Origin of the sequence: Paenibacillus sp. PvR098 (genome assembly GCF_017833255.1) — a bacterium.
Lineage (GTDB): Bacteria > Bacillota > Bacilli > Paenibacillales > NBRC-103111 > Paenibacillus_G.
On the sequence record NZ_JAFIBU010000001.1, the window covers coordinates 809,049 to 833,613 of the forward strand.

25 protein-coding genes and 2 pseudogenes are annotated in these 24,565 nt (G+C 43.3%); 13 read left to right on the forward strand and 14 right to left on the reverse strand.

What is annotated here, in order from left to right:
* Nucleotides 1–253 precede the first annotated feature (253 nt).
* Nucleotides 254–637, forward strand: a complete 384-nt coding sequence (locus JOE45_RS03970) for a YmaF family protein (RefSeq protein ID WP_210021422.1) — start codon at nucleotides 254–256, stop codon at nucleotides 635–637.
* A 380-nt stretch (nucleotides 638–1,017) separates the two neighbouring features.
* Complete coding sequence (locus JOE45_RS03975; protein WP_210021421.1) at nucleotides 1,018–1,254, forward strand: hypothetical protein; 237 nt, start codon at nucleotides 1,018–1,020, stop codon at nucleotides 1,252–1,254.
* Between the two features lie 18 nt (nucleotides 1,255–1,272).
* Here JOE45_RS03975 and JOE45_RS03980 read toward each other — a convergent pair whose 3' ends face one another.
* A complete protein-coding gene (locus JOE45_RS03980; protein WP_210021420.1) occupies nucleotides 1,273–3,222 on the reverse strand; it encodes a TOMM precursor leader peptide-binding protein in 1,950 nt (649 codons plus the stop codon).
* 1,069 nt (nucleotides 3,223–4,291) lie between these two features.
* Here JOE45_RS03980 and JOE45_RS23340 point away from each other — a divergent pair.
* A complete protein-coding gene (locus JOE45_RS23340; RefSeq protein WP_245246575.1) occupies nucleotides 4,292–4,417 on the forward strand; it encodes a sporulation protein YjcZ in 126 nt (41 codons plus the stop codon).
* A gap of 852 nt (nucleotides 4,418–5,269) precedes the next feature.
* On the forward strand, nucleotides 5,270–5,491 hold the full coding sequence (locus JOE45_RS03985; RefSeq protein ID WP_210021419.1) for a DUF1540 domain-containing protein: 222 nt from the start codon (nucleotides 5,270–5,272) through the stop codon (nucleotides 5,489–5,491).
* A gap of 175 nt (nucleotides 5,492–5,666) precedes the next feature.
* Here JOE45_RS03985 and JOE45_RS03990 read toward each other — a convergent pair.
* Nucleotides 5,667–5,948: pseudogene (locus JOE45_RS03990) on the reverse strand (TetR-like C-terminal domain-containing protein); the annotation flags it as partial.
* 471 nt (nucleotides 5,949–6,419) lie between these two features.
* On the opposite strand from JOE45_RS03990, the gene JOE45_RS03995 reads away from it, so the two are divergent.
* Genes JOE45_RS03995 through JOE45_RS04005 form a run of 3 tightly spaced genes read left to right on the forward strand, consistent with a single transcriptional unit; the run spans nucleotide 6,420 to nucleotide 7,363 of the window.
* Nucleotides 6,420–6,599: a hypothetical protein gene (locus JOE45_RS03995; protein WP_210021417.1), complete on the forward strand. Its 180-nt coding sequence runs from the start codon at nucleotides 6,420–6,422 to the stop codon at nucleotides 6,597–6,599.
* Nucleotides 6,600–6,614: 15 nt separating this feature from the next.
* Nucleotides 6,615–6,962 (forward strand): cyclophilin-like fold protein, encoded by a 348-nt coding sequence (locus tag JOE45_RS24080; RefSeq protein WP_348635269.1) that lies wholly within the window; start codon nucleotides 6,615–6,617, stop codon nucleotides 6,960–6,962.
* 53 nt (nucleotides 6,963–7,015) lie between these two features.
* Nucleotides 7,016–7,363: a peptidylprolyl isomerase gene (locus JOE45_RS04005; RefSeq protein ID WP_210021416.1), complete on the forward strand. Its 348-nt coding sequence runs from the start codon at nucleotides 7,016–7,018 to the stop codon at nucleotides 7,361–7,363.
* 355 nt (nucleotides 7,364–7,718) lie between these two features.
* Here JOE45_RS04005 and JOE45_RS04010 read toward each other — a convergent pair whose 3' ends face one another.
* From JOE45_RS04010 to rpiB, 6 genes are all read right to left on the reverse strand, one after another.
* Nucleotides 7,719–7,907, reverse strand: a complete 189-nt coding sequence (locus JOE45_RS04010; RefSeq protein WP_210023621.1) for a hypothetical protein — start codon at nucleotides 7,905–7,907, stop codon at nucleotides 7,719–7,721.
* A 1,607-nt stretch (nucleotides 7,908–9,514) separates the two neighbouring features.
* Complete coding sequence (locus tag JOE45_RS04015) at nucleotides 9,515–9,892, reverse strand: VOC family protein (protein WP_210021415.1); 378 nt, start codon at nucleotides 9,890–9,892, stop codon at nucleotides 9,515–9,517.
* Between the two features lie 392 nt (nucleotides 9,893–10,284).
* Nucleotides 10,285–11,880, reverse strand: a complete 1,596-nt coding sequence (locus JOE45_RS04020) for a PTS sugar transporter (protein WP_210021414.1) — start codon at nucleotides 11,878–11,880, stop codon at nucleotides 10,285–10,287.
* A 232-nt stretch (nucleotides 11,881–12,112) separates the two neighbouring features.
* Nucleotides 12,113–12,670 (reverse strand): MerR family transcriptional regulator, encoded by a 558-nt coding sequence (locus JOE45_RS04025; RefSeq protein WP_210021413.1) that lies wholly within the window; start codon nucleotides 12,668–12,670, stop codon nucleotides 12,113–12,115.
* 196 nt (nucleotides 12,671–12,866) lie between these two features.
* Entirely contained in the window at nucleotides 12,867–13,637 is a 771-nt protein-coding gene (locus JOE45_RS04030; RefSeq protein ID WP_210021412.1) for an SDR family NAD(P)-dependent oxidoreductase, read from the reverse strand.
* Between the two features lie 315 nt (nucleotides 13,638–13,952).
* On the reverse strand, nucleotides 13,953–14,423 hold the full coding sequence (gene rpiB / locus JOE45_RS04035) for a ribose 5-phosphate isomerase B (protein WP_210021411.1): 471 nt from the start codon (nucleotides 14,421–14,423) through the stop codon (nucleotides 13,953–13,955).
* A 281-nt stretch (nucleotides 14,424–14,704) separates the two neighbouring features.
* On the opposite strand from rpiB, the gene JOE45_RS04040 reads away from it, so the two are divergent.
* Together JOE45_RS04040 and JOE45_RS04045 are read left to right on the forward strand one after the other, a co-directional pair.
* The gene (locus JOE45_RS04040; protein WP_210021410.1) at nucleotides 14,705–16,345 is read left to right on the forward strand and encodes an S-layer homology domain-containing protein; all 1,641 of its coding nucleotides are present in this window, start codon (nucleotides 14,705–14,707) and stop codon (nucleotides 16,343–16,345) included.
* A gap of 133 nt (nucleotides 16,346–16,478) precedes the next feature.
* Nucleotides 16,479–17,117 carry a TraX family protein gene (locus JOE45_RS04045; protein WP_245246578.1) on the forward strand — a complete coding sequence of 213 codons (639 nt, stop codon included), beginning with the start codon at nucleotides 16,479–16,481 and terminating at the stop codon, nucleotides 17,115–17,117.
* Nucleotides 17,118–17,188: 71 nt separating this feature from the next.
* Here the strand turns inward: JOE45_RS04045 and JOE45_RS04050 are convergent, their stop codons facing one another.
* Together JOE45_RS04050 and infC are read right to left on the reverse strand one after the other, a co-directional pair.
* Nucleotides 17,189–17,434, reverse strand: coding sequence for a hypothetical protein (locus JOE45_RS04050; protein WP_210021409.1), 246 nt, complete (start codon nucleotides 17,432–17,434; stop codon nucleotides 17,189–17,191).
* A gap of 212 nt (nucleotides 17,435–17,646) precedes the next feature.
* The gene (gene infC, locus JOE45_RS04055) at nucleotides 17,647–18,120 is read right to left on the reverse strand and encodes a translation initiation factor IF-3 (protein ID WP_210021408.1); all 474 of its coding nucleotides are present in this window, start codon (nucleotides 18,118–18,120) and stop codon (nucleotides 17,647–17,649) included.
* Between the two features lie 63 nt (nucleotides 18,121–18,183).
* Between infC and JOE45_RS04060 the strand changes: the two genes are divergently transcribed.
* The gene (locus JOE45_RS04060) at nucleotides 18,184–18,492 is read left to right on the forward strand and encodes a hypothetical protein (RefSeq protein WP_210021407.1); all 309 of its coding nucleotides are present in this window, start codon (nucleotides 18,184–18,186) and stop codon (nucleotides 18,490–18,492) included.
* A 275-nt stretch (nucleotides 18,493–18,767) separates the two neighbouring features.
* On the forward strand, nucleotides 18,768–19,856 hold the full coding sequence (gene xerS, locus JOE45_RS04065) for a tyrosine recombinase XerS (RefSeq protein WP_210021406.1): 1,089 nt from the start codon (nucleotides 18,768–18,770) through the stop codon (nucleotides 19,854–19,856).
* A gap of 30 nt (nucleotides 19,857–19,886) precedes the next feature.
* On the opposite strand, the gene JOE45_RS04070 is transcribed toward xerS, so the two are convergent.
* Complete coding sequence (locus JOE45_RS04070) at nucleotides 19,887–21,122, reverse strand: PASTA domain-containing protein (protein ID WP_210021405.1); 1,236 nt, start codon at nucleotides 21,120–21,122, stop codon at nucleotides 19,887–19,889.
* A gap of 338 nt (nucleotides 21,123–21,460) precedes the next feature.
* Between JOE45_RS04070 and JOE45_RS04075 the strand changes: the two genes are divergently transcribed.
* Nucleotides 21,461–21,652 (forward strand): hypothetical protein, encoded by a 192-nt coding sequence (locus tag JOE45_RS04075; protein WP_210021404.1) that lies wholly within the window; start codon nucleotides 21,461–21,463, stop codon nucleotides 21,650–21,652.
* 125 nt (nucleotides 21,653–21,777) lie between these two features.
* Nucleotides 21,778–21,952, forward strand: a pseudogene (locus JOE45_RS23345) (aldo/keto reductase); the annotation flags it as partial.
* Between the two features lie 250 nt (nucleotides 21,953–22,202).
* Here JOE45_RS23345 and JOE45_RS04080 read toward each other — a convergent pair.
* The 3 genes from JOE45_RS04080 to JOE45_RS04090 all read right to left on the reverse strand — a co-directional run bounded on the left by JOE45_RS04080 (nucleotide 22,203) and on the right by JOE45_RS04090 (nucleotide 24,287).
* Nucleotides 22,203–22,883, reverse strand: a complete 681-nt coding sequence (locus tag JOE45_RS04080; protein WP_210021403.1) for an SOS response-associated peptidase — start codon at nucleotides 22,881–22,883, stop codon at nucleotides 22,203–22,205.
* A 116-nt stretch (nucleotides 22,884–22,999) separates the two neighbouring features.
* A complete protein-coding gene (locus JOE45_RS04085; protein WP_210021402.1) occupies nucleotides 23,000–23,794 on the reverse strand; it encodes a cytochrome c oxidase assembly protein in 795 nt (264 codons plus the stop codon).
* Nucleotide 23,795: 1 nt separating this feature from the next.
* Nucleotides 23,796–24,287: a DUF2243 domain-containing protein gene (locus tag JOE45_RS04090; RefSeq protein WP_210021401.1), complete on the reverse strand. Its 492-nt coding sequence runs from the start codon at nucleotides 24,285–24,287 to the stop codon at nucleotides 23,796–23,798.
* Nucleotides 24,288–24,565: the final 278 nt, after the last annotated feature.

Genomic DNA, 24,565 nt, shown 5'->3' on the forward strand with positions numbered 1-24,565 from the left:
GTATATACCTGAAGGATTATTTTATCAAGGATGTTTACAAGCAAAAGATTGTTAATAATATGGGTTATTATACTGTCGGGACATGACTCATATCCCATAGACAGCACCTTTTCTACCTGTTTATGGGATTTTATTAAGACAAACGAACAAGCACACTCTCGAAGGATTACATATACAATTATTGGTTATAAAAATTCAAAAGAGGTGAGTTTAGAATGTCTTGTCCTAAATGTCCAGCAGGGGGTAAACGTGGATGAAAGAAATTCCGATTAAGGGATTTGTCGTGTGTTCAGGTAACGAAGAGTCCGACCATTCACACAAATTGTATATCACCTCATGGGACGGCAGACCTATACATGTCCATCCATTTGCCGGCACAACCTCTTATGACGTCGGTCATGCACACCGGTATGCCGGAACTACAGAACCGGCACCCAGCGGCGTGCAGCACACTCATGGCTATTACGCTGAAACAACATTTAACGATGGCCATATTCATATCATTCATGGAGTCACAGGCCCCGCAATCCAGCTTCCTGGTGGTGGACACATTCATTACTTTGAAGGGAATACTACTGTAAATGGACGCATCCCACATGTTCATCACTACAGCGGTAAAACAGGCAAAGAAAATTAAGCAAACATCCAGTGAAAGCTATTTCAAGTTTACAATATGAACGGGGTTTTCCGGATTTTATAGGCATTTACCTAAGCGATTTGCCCACTTGCTGAATATTTGTATTGATGTCTAGCCCTTGTTTAGTAAGTGGCCGGTTATCCGAAAAAATGAACAAAAAGGAGAAATGGCTCTTTCGCTTTGATGCGAACAGAGCCATTTTTGCCATTGTTCCAGTAAAATCGGCTACCATAGCGTATTTAATAAATGCGAGAATGTAGTGAGTGGCGAGCCATTCTTGAGTCCGCTTTAGAACCCGACGAAGACTTTATCTTGGTTCCGCAGATCGACTGTAGCGGTAAGGAGTTATATCGTTCCATTGAAAAGAGGGTGGTGGAATTGTGGCTAAAATGAAGGATAGCCGTTATATTTCAAGGCGAACTAACGAATGGTTGAAGATAATAAATTATCAGTATGCGGAGGTTTATATCACCGGGTATCGTAACGAGGAATTTGGCTGGCTGGTCCATGTCATGGAGAAGGGGCGATTATGGCCTGCAGGTATTTTCCGCTCAGCTGCATCTTCTGAAGCTGCAGGGAAGAATAGAGGTTACTACAACGAATTGGGGCTAAAGTAAGCTCGTTCAGGCAACGTTTTATACAAAAGGATGAGGATATGGGTTAAGCTGCTCAATCGTTAGCGGTATCTTCGCATACCCAAGCTCCATTGGTATTCTAAGCACTCTTTCTAGCTCTGACAAGCGGGTAAGGTGATGTCCGAACGTCATTGGCAGCATTCCTGGAATAAGCACTTTTACGCAATATAACCCGTTTCGAAGTGTTTCCGGTGAAGTCTGATCTACTACAATCACATCGAGGTTCAATTGGCGAAACACGTTAACCAAGTCCTTTAGATCATCCGTCAGATCCGAGTGACTTACCTTTCGCTTAAATTCCTCATCAAACATGCACAATGAACGCTGTCTATCCAACAAGAATTGTAGCCGCTCCTCCGCTTGTGGTAAACTGTACAGCATTACATGGTCCTCCATTTGCTGTACCAAATATGAATCATGGAACATTTTTACGAAATCCTCCCGGCTCGCTTTAAATTTCTCTTGAAGTATTAACAACATGCCAGCCAATTCGTGAATCGCACTTTTTGCTGCCCGTATAGGATCTACATGGGCTCCGGCCGCACAGATGATATTCATTTCTTCCTCCGGATTCTGGGTTTTCGCCAATGCCCAAATGCTTGGAATTCCATTCTCCATCGTTATGTTAAATAAATGAATGTTATATCCGGCGACTGCCTGTAACCTTTCAATCATCAACTGTAGTTCTTGATCATTAGCAGAAAAGGGGTCAAGGCGGGGGACAGGCAATTTTGCATACCAAGTCATCAGGAACGAGTCTCGCTCAACCACTTCCAACATTCCGTAGAAAATGGCTTCTTCTAAACTTCCCCCTAAAGCGCATCCGTTTGAACCTTCTTGCACAAAACCACCACCGTAGATTGAGCTATAGTAGGCAAGACTCTCTGGAACAAGAATCGGGCGCTCGCGCATGAACGAAAAGCCCCATACCCAATTCATTGGGCTATCAGGATCAAAAGGTTCGAACGGGAAATCAGGCTGAGCGTATTGTTCCTTAGTGTATAAGCCGACCTTGACTGGATCGAGTGCTTTATCTGCAAGATTGTTAAAACTGTCGTATATCACGGTTTGTTTACCGTGGGGGGCCAATCCGCATCGACGCTCCAAACCTTCTAGAATGGCGGTCAATTCGCTTTCCGCATAAGAGTGGCTCCGTCCTCCAGTTACCTCATCTCCCGTCGTGAAAGTCGGTAGATTCACAGTCACAGAAGCAAAAGGCGATACGAGATCTTGCATTTTTGCATTAAATAGACCTGTTCTGGAATCCAGATAGTCTTTGACCATAACTTTTTTCAGATCATCTACCGAACGGCAACGATAACTCTCGGCGTTTGTTTTGGGTCTTGGTTCCAATGAAATTCGGGCTCCAGTGGATGAATCGTAAGGCAATTGGCCGCATACTGGGCACAGCGGGTCAGGCAGAACGAAATGCAGTGAGGTCTTTAGCGTTTTAAGGTTAATTATATACATATGGTCTTCCGTGTAGGCTTTGTCGTCCTGAAGTACTCTCTGTGTCTCTGAAACAAGCAGATGAGCTACATGGCGTAATCCTGAAGGCGATATTCTTACATTACGGGGGATGTCCCCGGGCAGGGTCAACACATTTAGTAAATTTACCATTTCATTGGACTCGCTTCTCGCCATAAATCGACGGGTGTCCGCACACAGGGAGCATCCCGGTTTGCCCGGATGAACTAACGGTCCGACTACCCCTTCATTCAATGAAACGAAACCGTGCAGGCAAGGTATGCCGACCTGCTGCAGTATCTCTTCAGTCTTAAGATAATCGAAGGAATGCCAGTCATCATGTATCACTAAAACTAGTTCAGCCGCTCTTGGAGCTCCTATTATAAAATCGGTCTGATGAACGACTTTATAGTGGGCAGACAATTCTCTGCTTACAAAGTCAGCCAGTAAACCTTCTCCAATTATCGCTACAACAGTATTCATTTGGACACAACCTTCCGTAGTATGTGCCTATTACTTTTACAGGCGATCTTTTAAAAACGGTTCCAGCACCAAATCAAAAACGAGGAGACGCCTACGGTTCTGTTTCAAGATTTGAAAGGCTGACAGAAGGATCTCAGAGGTTTCGTTTCTTCAATATGAATTTGTACCTTTTTGACAGAGGGCTTCTTTCTGATACCCTGCTTCCCCGAGTACTCTTTATGGGTAAGATAGGTACAGACAATTTCCGGTAACAAATCAGCCGGCCCTCCACCAAGGGATCTACTACTTGAGCGCGGCACTGAGAGAGCTGTAGTTGCTTAAACCTGAATATGTTTATTCTTGGATTAATGTAACAGGAAGAGAAGTGAACCCACATCAATCAAAGTGATATTGAATTTAATAAAGTGTGCTACATGACCGGCACGCAACAGCCCCCTTTCGGAGAAGTTCCTAAGACATAGGGGCTTCTTTCATTTTATAAGGTGAAGACGAGCAATCTATGTTAGCTGTTGTTTCCAGCAAGTGCACATTTTTGAGTATCCCAATTTTAAGGCCATTAAAAAAACAGAATTTTAAGCGAAAAGGGAGAAACTATGAATTGCTAAAAGAATATGGTCATTATATTTCTTCTCTTTTACAAGCTGGTAATCCTTACAATGTAGGTTATAAATTATATTTCTGGAGATGACTTTTCCAATTCATGTTAGATGAAAGCTTTACACCGTAACCAAAACCACCCATTGTGCAAAACTCCTTTCACTTGTTTTTGTACTACAAGAACACTATATGAACAAACGAATAAATTTGCTAAAGTCACAGGTAAAGGAAATGAGTCTGAAGCTAAGGAAACTTCAGAATCACTTAACTAAATCGTTATAAACCGAAAATCCTTGATTAATTAACTGAGGCAATTCCGATAAGGTCCGATTGAACCTAGTTGTCGCCCTTATAGATAAAACATGTAAGGTAAGGTTAATAAAATATGCTAACAATCTGTTCATTTGTCCAAACAAAATTTGTTATTCGCTCATAAGTTGTTGATGTAGTTAAATCAAGGAGGTGTTGAACAATGAGTACTGTTGCTGGTTTTAGCTGTGGAGGTTTTAGCTGTGGAGGTTTCGGTTTTACTACCACTGGAGTTATACTCGTTCTGTTTATTCTGTTGGTTATTGTTTCCAGAGCTATTGTAATCTAATTCTAAAACAGACTGCCGCTGACACAAAAAACGTATAAAATCAGGAATACTCGGCAGGTATCAAAAGGGGCTGTACCAAAAGCCATCTGTAAGATGACTCCTGACCAGCCCCTTCATTTTCACGAAGTGTCCAATCCAAAAGAAACCGTTTCTTGCTAAGATGTAAGTACGACCAAACATCAGCAAAGGAGCGGTTTCTTTGTACATTCAATATACCATGGACCAACTTTTCTTGCCGATGTGAGCAAGCTTGATAACTGCACGTATGAAACCGAAACGGATTGCCGGATATGCCCGGCAGGACAAGCATTAACGTATATACGAGAGAACAAATCCCAAACCGACAACAAGAATCCGTGATGATCACCATCGTTGTGCAAGTCATTTAATTTTCTACCGTTTTATGTGCCCTTGCCCGGATTTCCTCGGTTTAACTTGAATGGAACTGAAATAATACACCAAACATACAAATCGGAGTACAGATAAAAAAGAATAATTGAATAGAAATCCCATGATGTGGAGAAGTATGCTCTCACGCAACATTCGAGATGACGGAGTTAGCCGATATAATGGAATATATGATGATTGAGGACTTCATTCAGATTGGTCTTTGGAATAAAAAAGAGAGGGTGAAAAATTTATTAAATCATTACAGGAAATTAGATATTTGAAGGCTTGGCCGTCACTTTGACCTTTTGAAATGTCTAACCAAACGCATTTGTTCGAGAGGTTCAGCTAAGTGAATGCCTGTATATGGTCGTTGTGACGATATTCCGGAGCAGCAGGGAAAAGTGTGGATAACCCCCGTTTAATACGACCTCTTTCAGGGTAATGATGCATGAGGTGATAATTATGGAGAATCCAATGGTAAAATGCAGCATTGCCAACTGTGAATACTGGGAGCAGGGCAATAACTGCAGCGCTGAAGTCATTATGATTGAAGTAAACTCCCATGCCGACAGGACCCAGCCCCAGCACAAAGGCGATGAAGGCTACGATTCCCGTCACCGCGATTCGGCCTCGGGCATTGTCGACACCTGTTGTCAGACGTTTGAGGAGAGAAAGATCCATTAACAAAGATGAATTAAGGCATGAACAAACAGACTCTCTGTAAAAGAGAGTCTGTTTGTTCTGGGAAACCCGGTCATGCACCGGATTAAATTTATGTTTAAACAATGATTAGGAAATTTACTCAATAATACATACGGTAGGTATTGTATTGGAGCAAGAGTTCGGAGACCCTACGGTTCTAATGACAAATCCTCTCTAACAGTGTCCCCAATTGTTCTGCTAAAGCTTCATGTGGAATAGGCTTTCCATTCGTGAACCACCATTCCACTGCCCCTACGTAAGCTGATGCAACAAATCTAACAATAAGATCTTCATTTAATCCATGGTTTTTTCCTTTGGTTACATCCACCTCATCCCGAAATTCTTCGATAAGAAAGTCAAGGAACCGATTACGAAAATAAGGTGCTCCTTTACTCGCTAACATCATCGAAAAGAATGAATAATTACTTTCGAAGTATTCAGGAGCAGTTGCTAGTGAATTACCTGAAACAATTTCAGATGTAGGACTAAAATCTTCAGTTGATGAATTCTACAAAGTTGCGATTGGTGCCGAGAGCATTGCTCGTGCAATTGCTTTTGCAATTGAACAACCAGCTGATGTAGCCATTAATGAGATGATTATTCGTCCTACAATCCAAGAGCTCTAATAAGAAAACTAATTAAGACAATGTCATCGAAAATTTTTTCAGTTTCAATTCAATCACGGCATTCTTTATGCTTTTTGATTTTGAGTAATCCAAAATCCATTTTAGGCATTGTGGTCACCTTACTTTTCTGGAATTAATCAACAATGATAGATCATTTGTTCACTAATTAACAAAACGCGCTTCTCTAACAATGGCATAAATTCTGTATCTGTTTATGATTATAGACAGATGTTCATTTCTATATCAGGATTTATTATTAACTATTGCGAAGAAAGGGGAAACAAATGAAGAAAATTGTAGTACAGGCTCTAGTATTGATGATGGTTTTCATCCTCGCTGCCTGCGGGGGAGAAAACGATGCCATGACTGACAACACCCGGATGGAACAGCAGTCCGCCACGTCCATCGAAAGCGCACAGGCAGAAACAGAGGATACCAAGGAAGACGAGCTTGTCCCAGACTAAAAGACACCAATAACGATAACGGTTGGAGAAACGATCATTACAGCTACATTAGATCATAGTAAAACATCTCAGGACTTTATAGAATCATTACCTCAAACGATATCAATGAAGAGGTGGGAAAATAGAGAATATTATGGGGCCATACAAGAATCTCTTTCAGATGAAGGTGAATTGCAGAGCGTATTTGAAAATGGTGATGTAGCATACTGGCCTAGTGGCAAGTCTTTGGCTCTATTTTTTGATAAATCTGTAGATCCTACACTGTCTTCACCTGTAATCATCATAGGAAAGATAACTTCGGATCTGGGGGTTTTTGAGAGTTTAGGTGAAGCTGTAGAGATGAAGGTGGAGGTAAAGAACTAGCCGAACATCATCGGGCATAAATGTATTGTTATAAGTAGGCAAGGGGGAGAAGAATGATGAAGAAAATGTTAGTACTGGCCCTCGGATTGATGATGCTCTTTACCCTCGTCGCATGCGGAGGCAACAACACCCGGCAGGAACAGCAGTCTGGCACGCCTATCGAAGGCGCACAGCGGCTCACGCATCAGCGACGAGGAGTTGTCGGAGGTAACGCAGAAAATGCAAAATCTTCTGGAGGAGTAAGAAAAGGAGTTGACGGATTAAACCCTTGGATGAGGGTACTCTTCATGCTGCTTATACATCTTGCGGTTCGACGCCGTGACCAAAGAATGGCTCCAGTATCGTATGGTCTCTCATGCCTAGGGCAGAATCAGTGGGCAAGAATCCACGAATTCTTATGAAGCTTTCCTAGATAACTACGAAAAAGGACATCGTGTTTTTGATATGTTGATCTGATCCTCACAGCAGACGGAAAATTAGTTCCGCGACACGACTGGTTGGAATATACGCCAGATAGGCTGCTGCAAATATCCCTCCTGATGTCCAATAAAAAAAATAAGTATTTTCTTAGTGCTTAGTTTAATATATGGATCTGTATAAAAAAACTACATGCTACTTGCGTGTGCTTTATTAATAATTGGTAATGGTGAGGACGTAGCACAAGCGAAGGTGTGTGGGCGTTCTTTTTTTGTTAAACTAACTCGCAGGATAGCTGTTCAAAGAATTATTTTAGAATCAATTCTGGTATACTATGTACTATAATTTAGTTAAGTTTACTCCTTCTAATGAAGGTAATACGGCCACCGTTTGTCTTCCGGCTATTAAGCCATACACTTTGTTATTATGATATTTATCCTGATAGGAATAAACCCACATTTTCTTCGATTCGTCAAATCCTAAATAATTCATAAACTCTACTCTATTTTTCAGATCCTGAATGGTCATCTTAATTCCCCTTACTTTATTATTAAAAGGACATGTTAATAGTTTCGTTTGCCGTTTACATTTTAAGGGGATGAAAGTCATAGACTGAAAAATAAAGTATTAGACTGAGAAAAAATAGTTATAGATTAAGAAAATAAAGTTTTAGAATGGGTAGGGTATTAAGCTCCCTCGATATGATTCAGTTTCCTCACTCAGACTCATGAATTCGCGGTTTCACCTTTAGCTTAGCGTGAGATAAGAAGGGAACAGAGAGCCGGCAGCTTGGAACAACTGAAAGGGCATGCAGGAACAGAGGTGAGGGCGAGTCACCCAATTACTTCCATATCCTATTCGATCTGCACTTCTGGCTCACCATAACTGGAGTAGACTCGTTCTGGCGCTTCGGCAAGTCTGCCGCCAATGCATCTTCTGTTATTGATCTCGGAGGCTATAAGGAGAGGTTAAGGCAAGGGAATCCGACTCAGAGGCCCATGTTCACATCGTTCTATGAGAATTGATGTGTCTGGTCTGATGGAGCAAAACATAAAACTGATCAGGTGATTTTTGCAACAGGTTTCCGATCAAATCTTGCTTTTCTTCAAGAGATCGGCAGAATAACCAGTACAGGCGAAGCGATTCAAGAAGGTGGAATAAGCACAGCTGTATCCGGAATGTATCGTGGGGTTATCCGGCCAGAGGACATTTGCCTCGGCTACCTTGCGAGGGGTGGGACATGATGCATCCTATGTCGTAAATCATATTCGCCGGAGGATGAAAAGCATACGGAGCGGTTAAGAACCGCTCCAGGCTCTGATCGATATGCACTAACTAGTTACAACACGAAACTGCGGATCCGGATGGCTGACAACAACATTTATGTTGCTGAAAAATGATTGAACAGAAAGAGAGATTAGACAGAATTCGAGCAAAAGAGATCTTACTGTTAACCAGAGTAGATGATCATTGAACTAACGAGGAACGTTAGTCAGAAGGAACTTTTAACTACTCCTGGACATATGTACAAAATACGGGTTTTGTGAAAATGTGTATTTATCAAATGGTGCGCCGGTGGTCCAATCCTATACGATCGTTTCCCAATAGTCTTGCAAAGCCACCCACGACTATTGATAAATATTTTTATGCCCACTAAATTCTCCGTGAACACATATAACGTTTTCTAAAAGTACCCGAATCAAAGGAGATAAACTGCTCTGATAAATACGAAAAAAAATAGCGATATCTAGAGCATCTTGTATTGTGAAGGCGATCCGGCAAAATCAGCTTACGCCTTCAGCAGCGCTTGTCTCAACTCTTAGCTGCATAATTATCTACACATATTTATCCGTTTGGGTTTGTTGATAATGTCAAGATTCGTAAGGTGTTGAAATCAGTTATTGTTGTCAGTCAAAACGGTGACTCAACTATTCTCTCCCCGTCAAGCCTTCAAAAAATTACAATTAACCGAAGACCACGAAATCCTACTACAAAAAGGTTCAGTATCGCTTTAAATTCAATAGCGAGAGACGGACAACCGCAGAGTCCCTTCCCCTTGCCCATTCCGACTAAGATAATATGCAAAAGTTCCCTAAACTCGACAAAATCGCTCTAATGCTTCCAAGCAGCATGGATTAGACTTGATAAAGCTGTATGAAATTACCACAAGTATCCTCAAATATGGCCTCTGTTCCCATTTCTGTTTTTGTTGGCTTTTTTCTAAAAACTACGCCCAGTTTGTTCATTCTTTCATATTCATGTTGGATATCTTCAACACCTAAAACAACAACAGGCAATCCTGCATTGTAAAGAGCTTCTTGGTATGTCTTGGCGATCGGATTATCGTTTGGCTCAAGGAGTAAACCTGTCCCATTTGGTTCCTCAGGTGAAGCAACAATTGCCAAGTATGCTTCAGGCATGTAGATCCTTTTGATGAAACCCAGAACCTCCGTGTAAAACTTAAAGGCTTCGACTGGGTTATTTACATATACACTAGTTAAGCTAATTTTCATAATAACCTCCGTTTTAATTCATCATTATTTTCGTAGTAAAATGCATATGCTTTCCATTTCACGGGGTTGAGTCAGGAACTAATACTTGTTCGATTTGCGGCTACATTATCATTCCATCTTAAGATATTATATCCTATTATACCCATTTTTACACATTTGTCGAAGAAATCCATTTTACTTGACCACCTCTTCCCCATTGTTATAAAACAAAAATAGTGTGATGTTTCTCAGAGCAGTTTTCACTGTTGTACGTTCCGGGTTCAACCTGGAAAAACGCCTCTCTGTTGTATCGTAGGACACCCTGAATTAACAAAAGAACTATACCAAGGAAAATAACTTCCTGGTATAGCCCCTAGATGAACTATGCGTGATCGATATTTTTCGCAGCCCGCCTAAACTGTTACGGACGGTTTCTCAGAATCGCGATGTCGATTTTGTTTCTTACTAGATTTGTTGGCCACCACTGTAATCAGGAATGCCAATATCAAGGCTGTCGCCATGGAGATGATGAAGCCGGCCATGTTATTGGATAGCAGAGGTCCCATGAAAGACGGTACATAGGCTGTTCCGCGAATGTTAAACAAGCCTACAAGTCCCCCTCCAACGCCAGCTGAAAGGATTGCGCCCATAAAAACAATCTTGTTTGAAAACATGAATGGATAAGCCGCCTCAACAAACGTGCCGAAGCCCATATTGATCAGAAAGCCCGGAGTGGCTACGGTAGCTTCCCCTTTGTCACGGGGAGCGACGATGTTCGCCAGTGTAATTCCTGCCGACACCATAACCAAGCCGACCATATCAATCGCACCCAAAAAACTGTTCCCCGTATTTTCCATTTCAAGCAATACAATAGGCAAAATAGCAGCATGATAGATGCCGCCAAGAATGGCAGGCCAAATCAGGAGTCCAGCAACAATACCTGCGAGAATCGGATTGAACGATACCGCCTGGTCAATGACAAATCGGATCAATTCCCCCGCTTGCAGAGCAATAGGTGCAATCAAATAATATACGATCAAACCGGATATGAGACCGGCGAACCCGCCTGCGACAATATTCACGGTGGTCATCGGGAAACGCCACTGGACGCATTTGATAAACAGGAATTGAACTAGCAAACCGGCTCCGATACCTCCGATAATGCCGCCGATAATCCCACCCTCAATAGACAATGTACCCGCAATTACACCTGCTACAATAGAGACTTCATCCAGATCGGAAATTTGCTTTGCGGCAATGACAGCCAGTATAACAGGCAATGCTTTAATCATGAGATCAAATACTTCCTTCAACCCTTTTAAGGCAGGAATCTGGCTAAGCGCCAACACGATGGCCATTGCGATAAAAGCTGGCAGAGAAGATTGCATGATGCCTTTAAGATTTACTCTTTTCAAGGGATTGCCCGATATTGACGCAAGGCCTGCTTTGGTTTCTCCAAGTACAGGATGGTACTTGATACCCCAAAACCTGCATAATGAAGTCATGAAGGACACAGCTCTTGTCCGGTTAGTAGTGCCTGTTGTGCCTGAAGTAGCGATGACGTTGACGCCTTTTGAGCTGATGAGAGCCATGGATGTTCCGCCTGTTCCGACAACGGGTATCCTCTTCTCTGCCGCTGCTAATATGGCTTGCTTATTTGCATGTTCGGGGTCGGTACTCATCACGATCAGAGCATCGATTTGTCCTGCTTTTATTAAATCCGCGATGCTGCCATCCAGTTCAACGGCTGCCTTATTAGTATCACTTAAAGAGCCATCGAACATTTTATAGAATCGCTGTCCGGAAGAGTTCCAGCTATAAAGCGATGCCGTAGTTTTCTCTTTCGTTGAATCCATGGAATCCGTTGCGGCAATAAATTGCAGCGCTTTAATTTCGACACCAGCACCTTCACACTGTGCAACGATTTCCCCGATTAATTTTTCGGGATCTTCCCCTCCCAAATTAAACAAATTTCCCCCGCTACTCCCCAGTATTGCTATGCGCTTCATCTTCTTGCCCCTCTCGTTGTACTTTCATTCATTATTGTTTGAAAAACCGGGTTGTTAGATTTGTTAACCTTCGTTTTCAAAATAAAAGAACTTCGCAACGAAGGAAGATTACCAAGTTCCCTCATGCCAAAGCTCTTTTCTATAAAAGATAAGCTATTAGCTTACTTGCAAATTGTGACATTTATAATTATACCAAAGCCTAAAAGCATATCAATAGCTTTTTAAGAAACAATTATTTCATTCGTTTTAACAAGCGCTGCAAAAATCCTGGCTTGAATCGCCCCGTTCTCTTAGGTGCCTCGAGGGCCACTGCCACTTCGAACTGTGAACGCAGGTGTTCGGTGAGCTGTCGTTCACGTGCTTTTAAGGAATCCTCGATAAACTGCTGCTGCAGTTCCATCAATTTTGTTTGTTCATTCAGCGTTTCGACAAGTATTTTTAACAGCACGCTTTGATCCGTAACCCTTTCCGAGAGTGCCTCAATTTGTTGCTCGAAGCTTGATTTCGCATCTGTTGATTTATAAATGATTACATTGCCCCCAAGCCATTCACGCACCTGGTTGTAGGTCCAGCCTTCACTCTGGATTTTTTCTTTGATTGCCAGCAAGTCGGCGATGTTTTGTTGAGTAAACCGTCGGTGACCGCGAGTAGTACGCTCCACCTGCAGATTAAATTCCTTCTGGTAAACCCGGATTAAATCATCCGAGAGCTCCGTGATCTCAGCGACTTGTTTTGTGCTGTAATAGACATCTGCCGAAACCTCGATATCTGATTCCAAGTTAGGTTGCACAATATCACCTCCCTATTTGAAGCTCGCAACACGTATTCCAGATTTCAATTCTACTCTTTTCATTGTAGATTCATAGCGCTGAATTTACAGTCGAAATCGGGTGTCGGATATTCAATTATAGTGAGGGAAACTTGATATCTTTCTTCTTTTATCCGTTGAAAATGACGATTGGTGTTGAGTTTTTGCGAGATACACTTTAAACTGCCGTCCATCCTCCATCGACCATGACTGTATGTCCCGTTACTAAATCAGATGCAGGACTCGCAAGGTAAATAACGGTTCCCAGAAGATCCTCGGGCCTTCCAACCCGCTGAATAGGTTGGCGCCGGAAATATTCTTCTTTAAAAGCATCTTTCGAAAACAGATTTTCAGTTAATGGTGTCAATAAGTACGTGGGCCCAATGGCATTGACATTGATGCCATACTCAGCCCATTCCGCTGCCAGCGTGCGGGTCAAATTAATAACGCCTGCTTTGCTGGCTGTGTAAGAGGATCGTTCGGCGGACCCAATCATTCCATTGATAGAAGCGATATTGATCATTTTTCCGCCTCTTTGTTGAATCATCACTTTAGCGACAGCCTGACTGGTAAAGAATACGCCCTTGAGATTGACGTCCATCACCTTATCCCATTCTTCTTCCGTCACGTCCACAGCCTTTTTCCTAATAATAATGCCGGCATTATTCACAAGAATATCAATTCGCCCAAACGCAGCGCATGCTTGTTTGACCATATGTCCAATGCTGCTTACATCCGTTACATCCAAATCGACTACGAAGGTTTTCCTTCCCGCGCTGCGAACTTGCTCCGCAGTTTCATGGGCAGCGTTTGATTTTTCCGACAGTTCAGTAATGACAATATCCGCTCCCGCTTCAGCAAGACCCAATGCTATATTTCTGCCGATGCCGGAACCGCTTCCTGTGACGACCGCCACTTTACCTTCAAGATTAAAGCTAGGATGCTGCATTAGCTTGACCTCCCATATGAACAATTGAGAAATGGCATATCCTACTGAATATATATATTGTCTACGAATTCAACAGCGTTGTATAACAAAATTGATAAATAATCTAAACGATTCTATTTATAATCATAAAGATGTAATATCAAAAAGGTCCTATAGTAATCTCTCGGTTTTTCAACCTAAGTAAAAAGTGTTACTAACGAAAATGGCTGCGTCACATAGACTCAGTCATTAATTGGTCTTGTAAGTTAACATAATATTTGTTACGTAAACTAAAAGTCAAATCTTACTATTACTTTCAAGACTATCGGTTAATCATCACACGTTATCTTTTAACTCGCGAGCTGCTTCAAGCTCCAATTCACTCAGTTTTTGAACTCTCCTTCTGAAATGCTCCTCAACGCTAAATTTTGCTTGAATATAAGCTTTAACCAAATCTTCGGCTAACCATGGGCCAATAATTTGTGCACCGATACACATGATATTTACGTCGTCGTGCTCCACGCATTGATGCGCGGAATGAACATCATGGCACACGGAGGCCCGAATTCCCGGAATTTTGTTTGCGGCAATCGCCGCTCCCACACCTGTTCCGCAAACCATAATTCCTCGAACTACATCTCCACGTCGGACCGAATCGCATACCACTCTTGCAATGTCGGGAAAATCGACGGGCTCTTCCGAATGACAGCCCAAATCTATAACCTCGCAACCAAGGCTCTCAAGGACTTGCTTCACTTTATCTTTCATGGGATAACCGCAATGGTCATTACCAAGTGCAATTTTCATTGATCTTCTCCCTTTCATCATTTATAAAATCAAGTGGAGGAACTCCATAAGAGGGCTGATCATCCGCTTGAAATAATATATTCCTCCGCCTTTGAGCTAATACCGGTTAATGATCCGGAGAATCCTGAGAGGGTTCTCAAATCAAAGATCTACTTCTCTAATGTAAATTTTATTCCAGATGACTAGATATTCCTGCCGATGTATAATTGAATTGTTACAATCATCATGTGTTTCGACAGCCTATTCTTTCAGCAATGTTAAGTACAAGGAGGACGTATTAGATGAAACAAAGTTTAACAATATTGGCTTGCTCGACTATGGCTTTAACGATATTTACTTCCACAGCAACGGCCAATCCGGCAGTACATACTCCGGCTTCCATCGCGGCGGACGCCAAAGTGGCTCATACTTTCAATGACCTGTCCAATATTGACACGGCTCTTAAGGCTAAAATTGATGCATTAGTGTCTAAGCAGATATTTGAAGGTGTTTCAAGCGACATTTTTGGAATTAACCAAACCATGACTCGCGCCCAATTTGCGAAGGTTGCTGCATTAGTCTTTGAATTAAAAGTAGATTACAGCATAAAAACTTCCAGCTTTGTGGATGTTAAAGCAAACGACCTTCAGAATAGCTGGGCCATACCTTATATCGAAGCCGCCAAGAGGGCTGGCCTGATCGATGGGATTACGGATACAGAATTCGCCCCAGGTGAGAATGTAACTATAGGTCAACTGGATAAGGTTTTCGTTACTGGGTTGGGCAAGAAAGTGAAGTTGGCGGGTATTCCTTGGTATGAGGATGCTGTTAAACAAGCCCGGGATCTGGGAATTCATCCGGTTGGCAAAGAAGGCAACACGGCTGCCACTCGTGCTGATCTTGTCGTAGCCGCGTATGGCAGTTCAGAAGCATATGAGAAACAGAACAGTCCCGCTCCCGCGTCTATCGTTTCCGTCCAAGCAGCTGATGACAATAAGATGGTTCAAGTGACATTTAACCAGGCGGTGGAATCTTCCAAGGCAACACTTTCACTAAAGAAGGGTGCTCAATCGATCTCCACGTCAACACATTGGTCCAGCGATCGTAAATCAGCACATGTAACCATTGACGCCGCGCTTTCTTCAGGTGAGTATACGATTGTGTTGAATGGTCTGGACAAACCGGTTACAGCTTCTTTAACGATTACTGGAAAGATAAGCACCAACGACCCCCATGTCACGATCACGAACCCTGGTGATATTGCCAACGTCATGGATAGCGGCTTGACGAATGCAGCTAGCGGGCTCAATGGCCTTGTATCCAAATCGACAGCGGAAGATCCGACCGTCAGTAAATTTGCCAAAGAGATCAAATTTAATGTAACGAATGCGGCTGGAGAAAAAGTGGCCATTCCTGGCATTATCGAGTCGATCACCTCCTCCGATCCCGGCGTTCTAAGAGTCGCGCGATCGAATGATAAACGTGGCTATGTTCTTGGCAATAAAGCTGGCACCGCGATTGTGAATATTGTGTTTAAGACGAATACTGGTGAGTCCAAACGGACGACCGTAACCATGAACGTGAAAAGCGACAGTGTCACCGCAAGCAGGATTGAAGCGGATACAAGAACGAATCAAAGGATGACCGTGACGAATAACGTTTATTCTGCAGCTTTTAATGCGTATTCCGCAATGAATCTAAAAGTTGGCGATAACTACGGCATCGAGTACCAAAAAGACGAAGTGCAGAAATATAACTTTGCGCTGGCTGTCTTGATTATACCGGAGCATATTGTTGGCGACCCTGACCATGGCGCTGTAGGAACAGTAACAATAGATCCAGATGGAACTGTTCATGTGACCGGAAACGTGACGCAATTTGATTTGACCGCATACCTTCCGAACAATAAAAGTGTGAGCACTGAGGTTCAACTTCAACGATAATACCGTTGTACAAGATAACAGGACACTTGTTTCTAATGAAACAGGTGTCTGTATTTGTTTTCAACGTCTCTTTGTATGCGATATGATATAATAATCATTGCCAGCGAATAACGAAGTAGAAGGTGATTCCGAAATGCTGCAGCTTATCGCTATGATTACCATGCTTATTGACCATGTAGGTCTGATCTTTTTCCCTCACTCAGAGATGTACCGCATCATTGGTCGGATTGCCTTCCCTCTTTACAGCTGGTTTCTTGTACAAGGATACCTGCACACAAGCAACCTTAAACGTTATATATGGAGGCTTTTTGGACTGGCGTGCTTGTCCCAGATCCCCTATACCCTTGCATTAGACGGTCAGGTTTTTCAGGAACTAAATGTGATCTTTACACTATTGTTATCGATACTTGGCTTATATGTAATGGATCGCGTAGCGAATGAGAGTTTAAAAGCCATTCTCATGATCGGAGTGCTCAGCGCTGCTCTTCTTATACCGATGGATTATGGACTTTACGGAGTACTGCTTGTCTTCATTTACCGTTATTATGACCAATGGAAAATGATTGGCTATCACATGACTCTGAATCTGATGTATATTGCAATATACGGAACAGGTGCCTGGATACAATTATTCAGTCTATTGGGGACTTTTCTATTCGCATATTCGATTCCGTATTATTCGATATCTATGAAGAAATGGATATACCGCAGCTTCTATCCGGCTCATTTAGCTATCTTATTTATCGTATACCTATGGATGGAACAATCTTAGATCCGCTTCATGTAAAAAATCTGGGTTAAGGAGCAGCGACCCCTCAACCCAGAAATGTAATGGAGCTTCATTTATTGTTTATCTGTATCTTCTAATTCGTTAACCAACCGGTCATACTTCGCATATCGATCATCCACTTCTGAGGCCATTTGCCGAAAACGCTTGGTTTCTAACACTACCGGGTCGATGTGCGCTTGAATACGAATCTCCGTCTTGATCGGCAATCGTTTGCGAGCGGCTTCATCAACATTCTCTTGCCTCATCTCACCTTCTGTGAGCTTTTGCACCAATTCTTCCTCCAGCTCCTTGGAACTCATGCTCATCCGCCTCCATTTCACTTGTAATGATCATACCTATATCCTATCCATACGATTGAACTGCTATAAGCTGGAACGCCATTGATAATGACATGCGTCAAGGCCGCCAATAGCATAGAGGTGCCCAATGGGACATAAAACAATATGATCCGAAGCACGCTCCCCCATACCTATCCATGATATATCCAAGCTGCGGGTTGTTGTGCTATGATTTAGACCGGATCAATTTGAACCGCCGCCTGCTTGCCGCTTAACTGAATGCCTGTTTTTTTGCGCCCTATCTGGCTTAAATCCTTGATTAATGCTTCTAATAGCTCCTTCGCTTTGGCACCTTCTTTGGCCTGGATGCGAACAACGAGCATAACAGAATCGCCGGATTTGAGGAATCGCTGTGCTTGCTGCATTTTGGTGTCGTAGTCATGTTCCTCGATTTGAGGAGTAAGACGGATTTCCTTCAGCTTAGGCTGGCGTTCCTTCTTACGGTCCTGCTGTGCCTCCTGCTTGGCCGCCCCGGCCCCCATCAGCTTACATGGCGGAGGACTGCTCATTAATGACGTGCATACTAGATCAACCTTCAGCTTTTTGGCTAATGCCAGTGCCTCCGATGTCGGAACAATTCCCATATCCTCGCCGTTAAGGCCAGTGAGCGAAACCTCGGATGCTTTAATTTTTTCATTCATGATCATTGTGTATGCACCTAATCTTTCACTATAATGAACCCATATTACCGCGTAAAAGGAGAATTTTCAATGAGCAATAAAGAGCTAGAGGAGCAAATCATCCGCAATTACCAACGCGACGAGCAAATGATGATCCTCGTGTTTGCCCAGTGGTGCGTCAATCATGACCTCGATCCGACAGAGCTGTACCAGCGTGCCTATCCGCAGCAAGCATCGAATCAAGAACTCCAGCAGGCGATCGAATTAACCGTATCGAAAGAAGAAGCCGGTGAAATTCCGGATGACACCTTGCTTGGTGTTCTGTCGCTGTTCGGAAACGAAGAGCTGGCCTTCATCGTGACCGAGGAAATCCAAAATCGTCCGCGCCCCATGTTATAAATACCGAAACTCATCATTTCATCCGAGTCGAGGGTACTCCCCATCAGAAGTACCCTCGGCTGTTCTGGGTTCATGAATCCACAAAATGATGCTGCGGTATATAAATAATTAACAGTTATCCTGATCATGGAATTTCTTCACAATCCTCTATTGAATATTGTTTTGAACCAGTCTACTGCTTGATGTTATGATAAGTGAAGAGGTTAAAGTTTATTTGTTTACATAAATATTATTATGTTAACTATTTAACTCCACTGCATGAGGTGAGACTACATATGAATATCATCAAAATAAAAGATCGCAACGAACTGGATAAAAAGGTGCCATCGATGCCTTGGTATGTGGAAAAATTTATTAATTATAAGCTGCCGGACCTCTCCCCCTCATCGCTGCTTGAATATGTGCGTGATTATGAAACGTTTTTTTCCTGGCTGCTGGCCGAAGGCCTTTCCTCAGCCGCAGCCATTCGCGAGATTCCGATCGAAGATTTAGAGAAGCTGCATATGGACAGCATTGATAATTTTAAAATGTTTCTGTCCTCCCGAAAAGAGAACGCGAACGGAAAAACGACGATTTCCCGCAAGCTCTCTTCTCTCCGATCGCTTTTCCACTACTTAAGCCAAATTGCGGAGGACGAGAACTTCTATCCGTTATTGAAACGCAACGTGATGGCGAAGGTGGAAATAAAAAGGACGCACAAGCCGAAAGATTCCGCGGCCAAGCTGGAGGGCAAGCTCCTCCAGGAGTCTGAAATCACCGAATTTATTGAGTATGTCCAACAGGGATATGGCCTGGATGTGATAAAAAACAAGCAGGCTATCTATTCCTACGAAATAAACAAAACGCGCGATGCATGTATTATTAGCTTAATTCTGAATTCAGGGCTCCGTGTTTCCGAAGTGGTCAATTTGAATATCGAGGACATTGATCTGAAGAAAAAGCTGACCTATGTGTATCGCAAAGGTAAGAATGACGACACATTCAAAACCCCGGTGTATTTCCGGCAAGAAGCGATAGACAACCTGACGAAATATATGGAGCTGCGACAAACGCAGTATAAAGCCCCGAAAAGGGAAAAAGCCCTCTTTCTAGCCGTTGCGAACGGCAAAAAAGAAGGCGAACGTATGACGAAGCGGGCCATTCAAGAGATGGTTGTCAAATATGCCAAGCGCTTCGGCAAACCGTATTTGTCGGTCCACAAGCTGCGGCATTCCTTTGCGACCGATTACTATTTGCGCAACGATCTGTATAAGACGCAAGAGCAGCTCGGCCATGCCTCTCCCGAAACGACGCAAATATATGCGCATTTGACGGATAGAACCATGGCGGAAGCGATCGATAAACGGTCTGAGGGCGGAGCATAGAAGCCTGAAGCCGCGTGATAACCATCCGCATTAATTGCCTTTACTGATCCAAAAAGTGATGCTCTCTCCTTTGGCAACCTTCTGACCGGCTTCAAGGTCCTGCCTAAACACTGTATTGGCGGGACTTTCATGCGGCTCCAAAAAGAATTTATACCTAAGCCCTGAGGCCAGCGCCTGCTTCTCCGCTTCTTCTTTGGAAAGGCCGACAAGACTAGGCGTATCCACAGGTTCGTTGGAAGAAGGCTGCGTGTCTGCGGGTGTCTCCGTAGGTTCATCCTGCTCGATGTTCGGCTCAGGCACAGGTTCTGTTGAAGACGGAGGGGTTTGAAACGATATGTCTCTCTGATGGGTATCTGTAGCAGCAGAAGGCTGACGTTCCTCCGGTCCGCCCAAGCCGAACAAAAAAATGAGGATCAGCCCGGAAAAACTGGCAATGCCAGCTCCGATCAACAGCTTGATGCTTGCGCGCCACAAGAATCCTCTTCTTGGAGGTTCCTCTTCGTTCGATTCCTCTGGCTCATCAAGTTCTTCTTTCTCTTCTAAGTGCAGCTCCTCCATCGGCTGGACTGCTTGAGCCCATGGCTCCTGCACCACCTTTTGCAAGCTAAGAATAAAGGAAGATAGCGTATTTTGATCGTTCCATGCGCGTCTCCAAGACATCATCAGCATGTCAAGATTTCCCTCAGGAATTTCATTGAGCGCAGAGCGCAGCGATTGCTCCGCAGCTTCCAATGAGTCAGGCTGCGCTTCTGAACGGGTGAGGAGCTGATAAAGCAAGCCGGCCAAGCCCTGAACACCGCGCTCCGAAGTCTCTCCCTTTTCCCAATAGTTGATGATTTTCAGCTGTCCGTCTTCACCGACCCATACATTGCTTGAGAGCACGGTAAAGCCTGCGATCTCATGCTCCATAGCATCTTGCAAGCCTTTCCCAAGCTCGGCCACCATAGTAATCATTTCCTTGGGTGAATAGGTATGGTATTTCAAAAATTGAATCAGCGGTTGACCGGTAAAGGTTTTTAGCGCAGCAAAAATACGATGGCTTTCTATTCCAACGTCAAGAATATGGAGGAATCGGTTGTCGTTAAACATCGCAACATCTTGAAGCAACCGCATATAAGCTTTTTTATGAGCTTTCCCCTGGCTTTCCACAACGAATATGAGGAGTTCTCTGTTCAAGGACAAATCGTTCCCGCTATATAAGATTCCGCTTCGCATCGGAACAATCGGATCTAGAAGCTCGTAACGCTGGTTGATGCGTTTTTCCATGAATACCTCCTGAAACAGGTAATAAAATACAGGGACTTATTTCATAATAATATAATTCGAATGGAGTTTGATTTTTCTGAGGTAGCAGCCGCATTGATTGGGAATTATGTTTAATAACATTAATAATTAATTAGATATATTATTATTCGAGTTAATTAATTATCTGAATCTCCTTTTCACCTACTTTAAGTATAGCATACTAATTAAGAGGCTGCATTTGCTTTCATAGAGTATACATAACTTTATTTATGTAAACAATATTTCCTCCTACTTCCATCCATTCGTACAATCTGCTACCATGAAGCTTGTACAAACAATTGACCAAGGTGGGAACGTTAATGAGAACTGAAGATCAAGTGAGAAGAAAGTTGAACGAATTCATTATGCAGCGGCAATCTCTTGTAAGCCGTCTCGACAGTGCTGCAGAAGAAGCCAAGGAAGCGCTCCAGTCTGAGCTGAATCATCTTGACGATCAAATCATTCTGCTGGAATGGGTATTGAATAAGCCTATTGGAAGCTATCACGTGTAAGCGTTGGTTATCCCCTCTTACCCCCTGCGTAACGAATACACAATCATTTCAGTACATATAAACTTCGATTCGTTAGTACATAATGGTATTGTTGTCACATTATAAAGTCCAGGAGCTACGAATCGATAAGATACCGGAAGTTGGGCAGAACCGGAAGAAAGTGAGTGAAATCAGTCTGGGCAGCTGGATGACGTATGGAGGATACGTGGATCATGACAAATCTGTTCGCTCGATCGAGAGGCCAATGATTTGGGCGTGAACTTTTTTGTTACAGCGAATGTGTATGAGCGCAGCCATGCCAGCCTGCAGCGGCTTGCAGTTGGCGTGCATGGATCTTGCGACAGGATAACAGTGCTCTTGTCGGTGCAAGTCGTCCGGAGCAAGTTGTAGAGAACTGCGCTGCTTCCGATGTCGTGATTACATAAGATGTGCTTGATTGGATCGAAACGATTCTGCAGGACTAGTACGGTATAACTTTATGGAATCCAGCTTTACTGTACCGGAATGAAGACCCGGCTGGTAAGGCTGGATTTTTCCATACTTTGAAAGACTATTTTTTGATCATGGCGTATTTAGCTGGAGGCTCCTCAATAAGCAGCTCCTCCTCTTTTCCCACTATCACGCGGCTTCGGGGCAACTCGGAATAAGCCTTCATTCGGTCTGGAGCGTAAGGCTTAAGTAAGCTTTGCAGGAAGTCCGGTTCTCCATTCATCTGCGGATCAAGCCAGGCATCGATATCACGCTCGTTCAGAATAACGGGCATCCGTTCGTCGTATTCATAGATCAGCCGGTTTGATACTGTAGTCATTACCGTACACGTACGATATTCCCTGCCGCGGGCATCCTTCCAAATTTCATATAAGCCGGCCATACCAAAAACTCGCTTATCTTTCATTTCAATGCGTATCGGTTTCTTGTTTTTCCCCTTGGACTCCCAAACATAGAATCCATTGCATGGTATAACGCAGCGCTGCTTGGAAAACATCTTGCGATAAGCCGGCTTTTCATGAATTATAGCACTGTCGGCATTGACGGCATCCTTGGCCCAGAACGGAACCAGACCCCAACGATGCTCCTCCAGCCTACGGTGCTCCTTAGCGGGAATAATGACAGAAACCTGCTGCGTCGGAACGATATGGCTGCGTGCTTTATAAGCAAAGTGCACTTCTCCTATTTGAAAATGATGGGATAGCACATGCAGTTCTGTAGTTAATGAAAAACGATCGCACATGAAGAACACCTCTTATGGTTTTAGTTCCAGTATCTTCATGTTGAAGGAAATTATGCGGCTATAACTGCAGAGGTATCCTATGAGCCCTGCGTGGCGAATAACAATACCGGTTCATATCAATGACTGACCATGGAAAACGATTTTCGAGGTCGGGTTGATCTGAACCATTGATAGCAAAGTACGGAGATCAGAATAAGGTCAATTGCATCGCCGCCATAGTACATTAGCATTCCGCCAGCTTCTGCCTGTGGTAAGGGTACGTTATTAGGCGGATGAACATAGATGTACTTAGATAAGATTCCGTGGCCAGCTAAAGCTATTACCAACACGATTGCCCGATAGAAGAAGCTGGTTCGATGTGGTGTAGGGTCAATATAAATCATGGATACAGTAAAGAGATATCCTGCAAAGAATACATGAATGTGAACCAACATATGTAGGATGATATTCTGTTGCATCGCCCCATATAAAACAGTCGTATAAAGTATCCATAGTCCTCCAACATTAAGGAGGGATGCCACAATGGGATCGCTAAGAATGCGCACTGGCCAACTCTTCAGCATGCGTGAAAGTCGTCGCGCTGAATTCACCTTGAGTGTCCGTAGGGCAAGAGTCATAGGGGCAGATAGCACCAGAAGGAGTGGAGCAAGCATTCCAAGGAGCACATGACCGATCATGTGCGCTATGAAGTCCATATGAGAACGATTAGCTAAGGGTCCCACAACTGCGAATGCGGCGCAGAAAACACCGAAAACCCAGCATGCAGTACGGTATAAAGGCCATGCGTTGTGACGGGAACTGGATTTTCCTGCAGCAAGAATATAAATAACCAATGCCAGCACAAACGGTAACGCCAAGATCAGCTCGAAGGTATATGCACTTCCATGATGATGAATGTGATCAATGTTCATTTCAGGATTCCTTCTGACTAGTTTGGTTCGCTTCGTTCCGAAATACGATTATGGTGCCGATTACGACCATTACAGAGGCAATGATGTTCCATATCAAGTCATAGATAAGCACATTATCTACGTAACGGATCTGGTGTAACCGCATCAGCTTGTGTTGGATTATACCATCGTATAACTGAAATGCACCTCCCCCTAGCAATACACCTCCCCACCACCTTGTGAGCCACAATGCGTTTCGGCGACGAAGGTCCGCAAACATAAACAACGACCCAATGGTCGCAAACCAGCTAAAAGCGTGAAACAGACCATCTGAGACCAACCCCAAATCGGTCGTGGACTTATCATAGAAGTGATGCCAATGCAGTAATTGATGAAAAATGGTCTCATCTATAAAGGCTACTAAACCAAGTCCGAACAGGAAGCCCGACCATAGATTGCGGGATGAGTAGGTAGAGCGAGTCAAATCATTAGAATTAAGGTTTTCAGCATTCATAGGAAGCTCCTCCTTGCAAATTGTTTCATCCTTCACTTGCACTTTTAGAGTGTATCTCTTGCAAGTCTATCCAGAATGAATAAGTTACAAACGGATCAGCAACCGCTAATTGGGTTTTGCTATTCAAATCGCATGAAATTGAATTGATGAATGCCGATTCCCGAAGGAGATTATTTGGGTTTTGTTCCAAATATGATAAAAATCATGCACATAATGAGGGAGGTCTGCCAATGAACATTTATGGAGAGGAATGATGCCAGCCGCTAAGCGGTAGTATA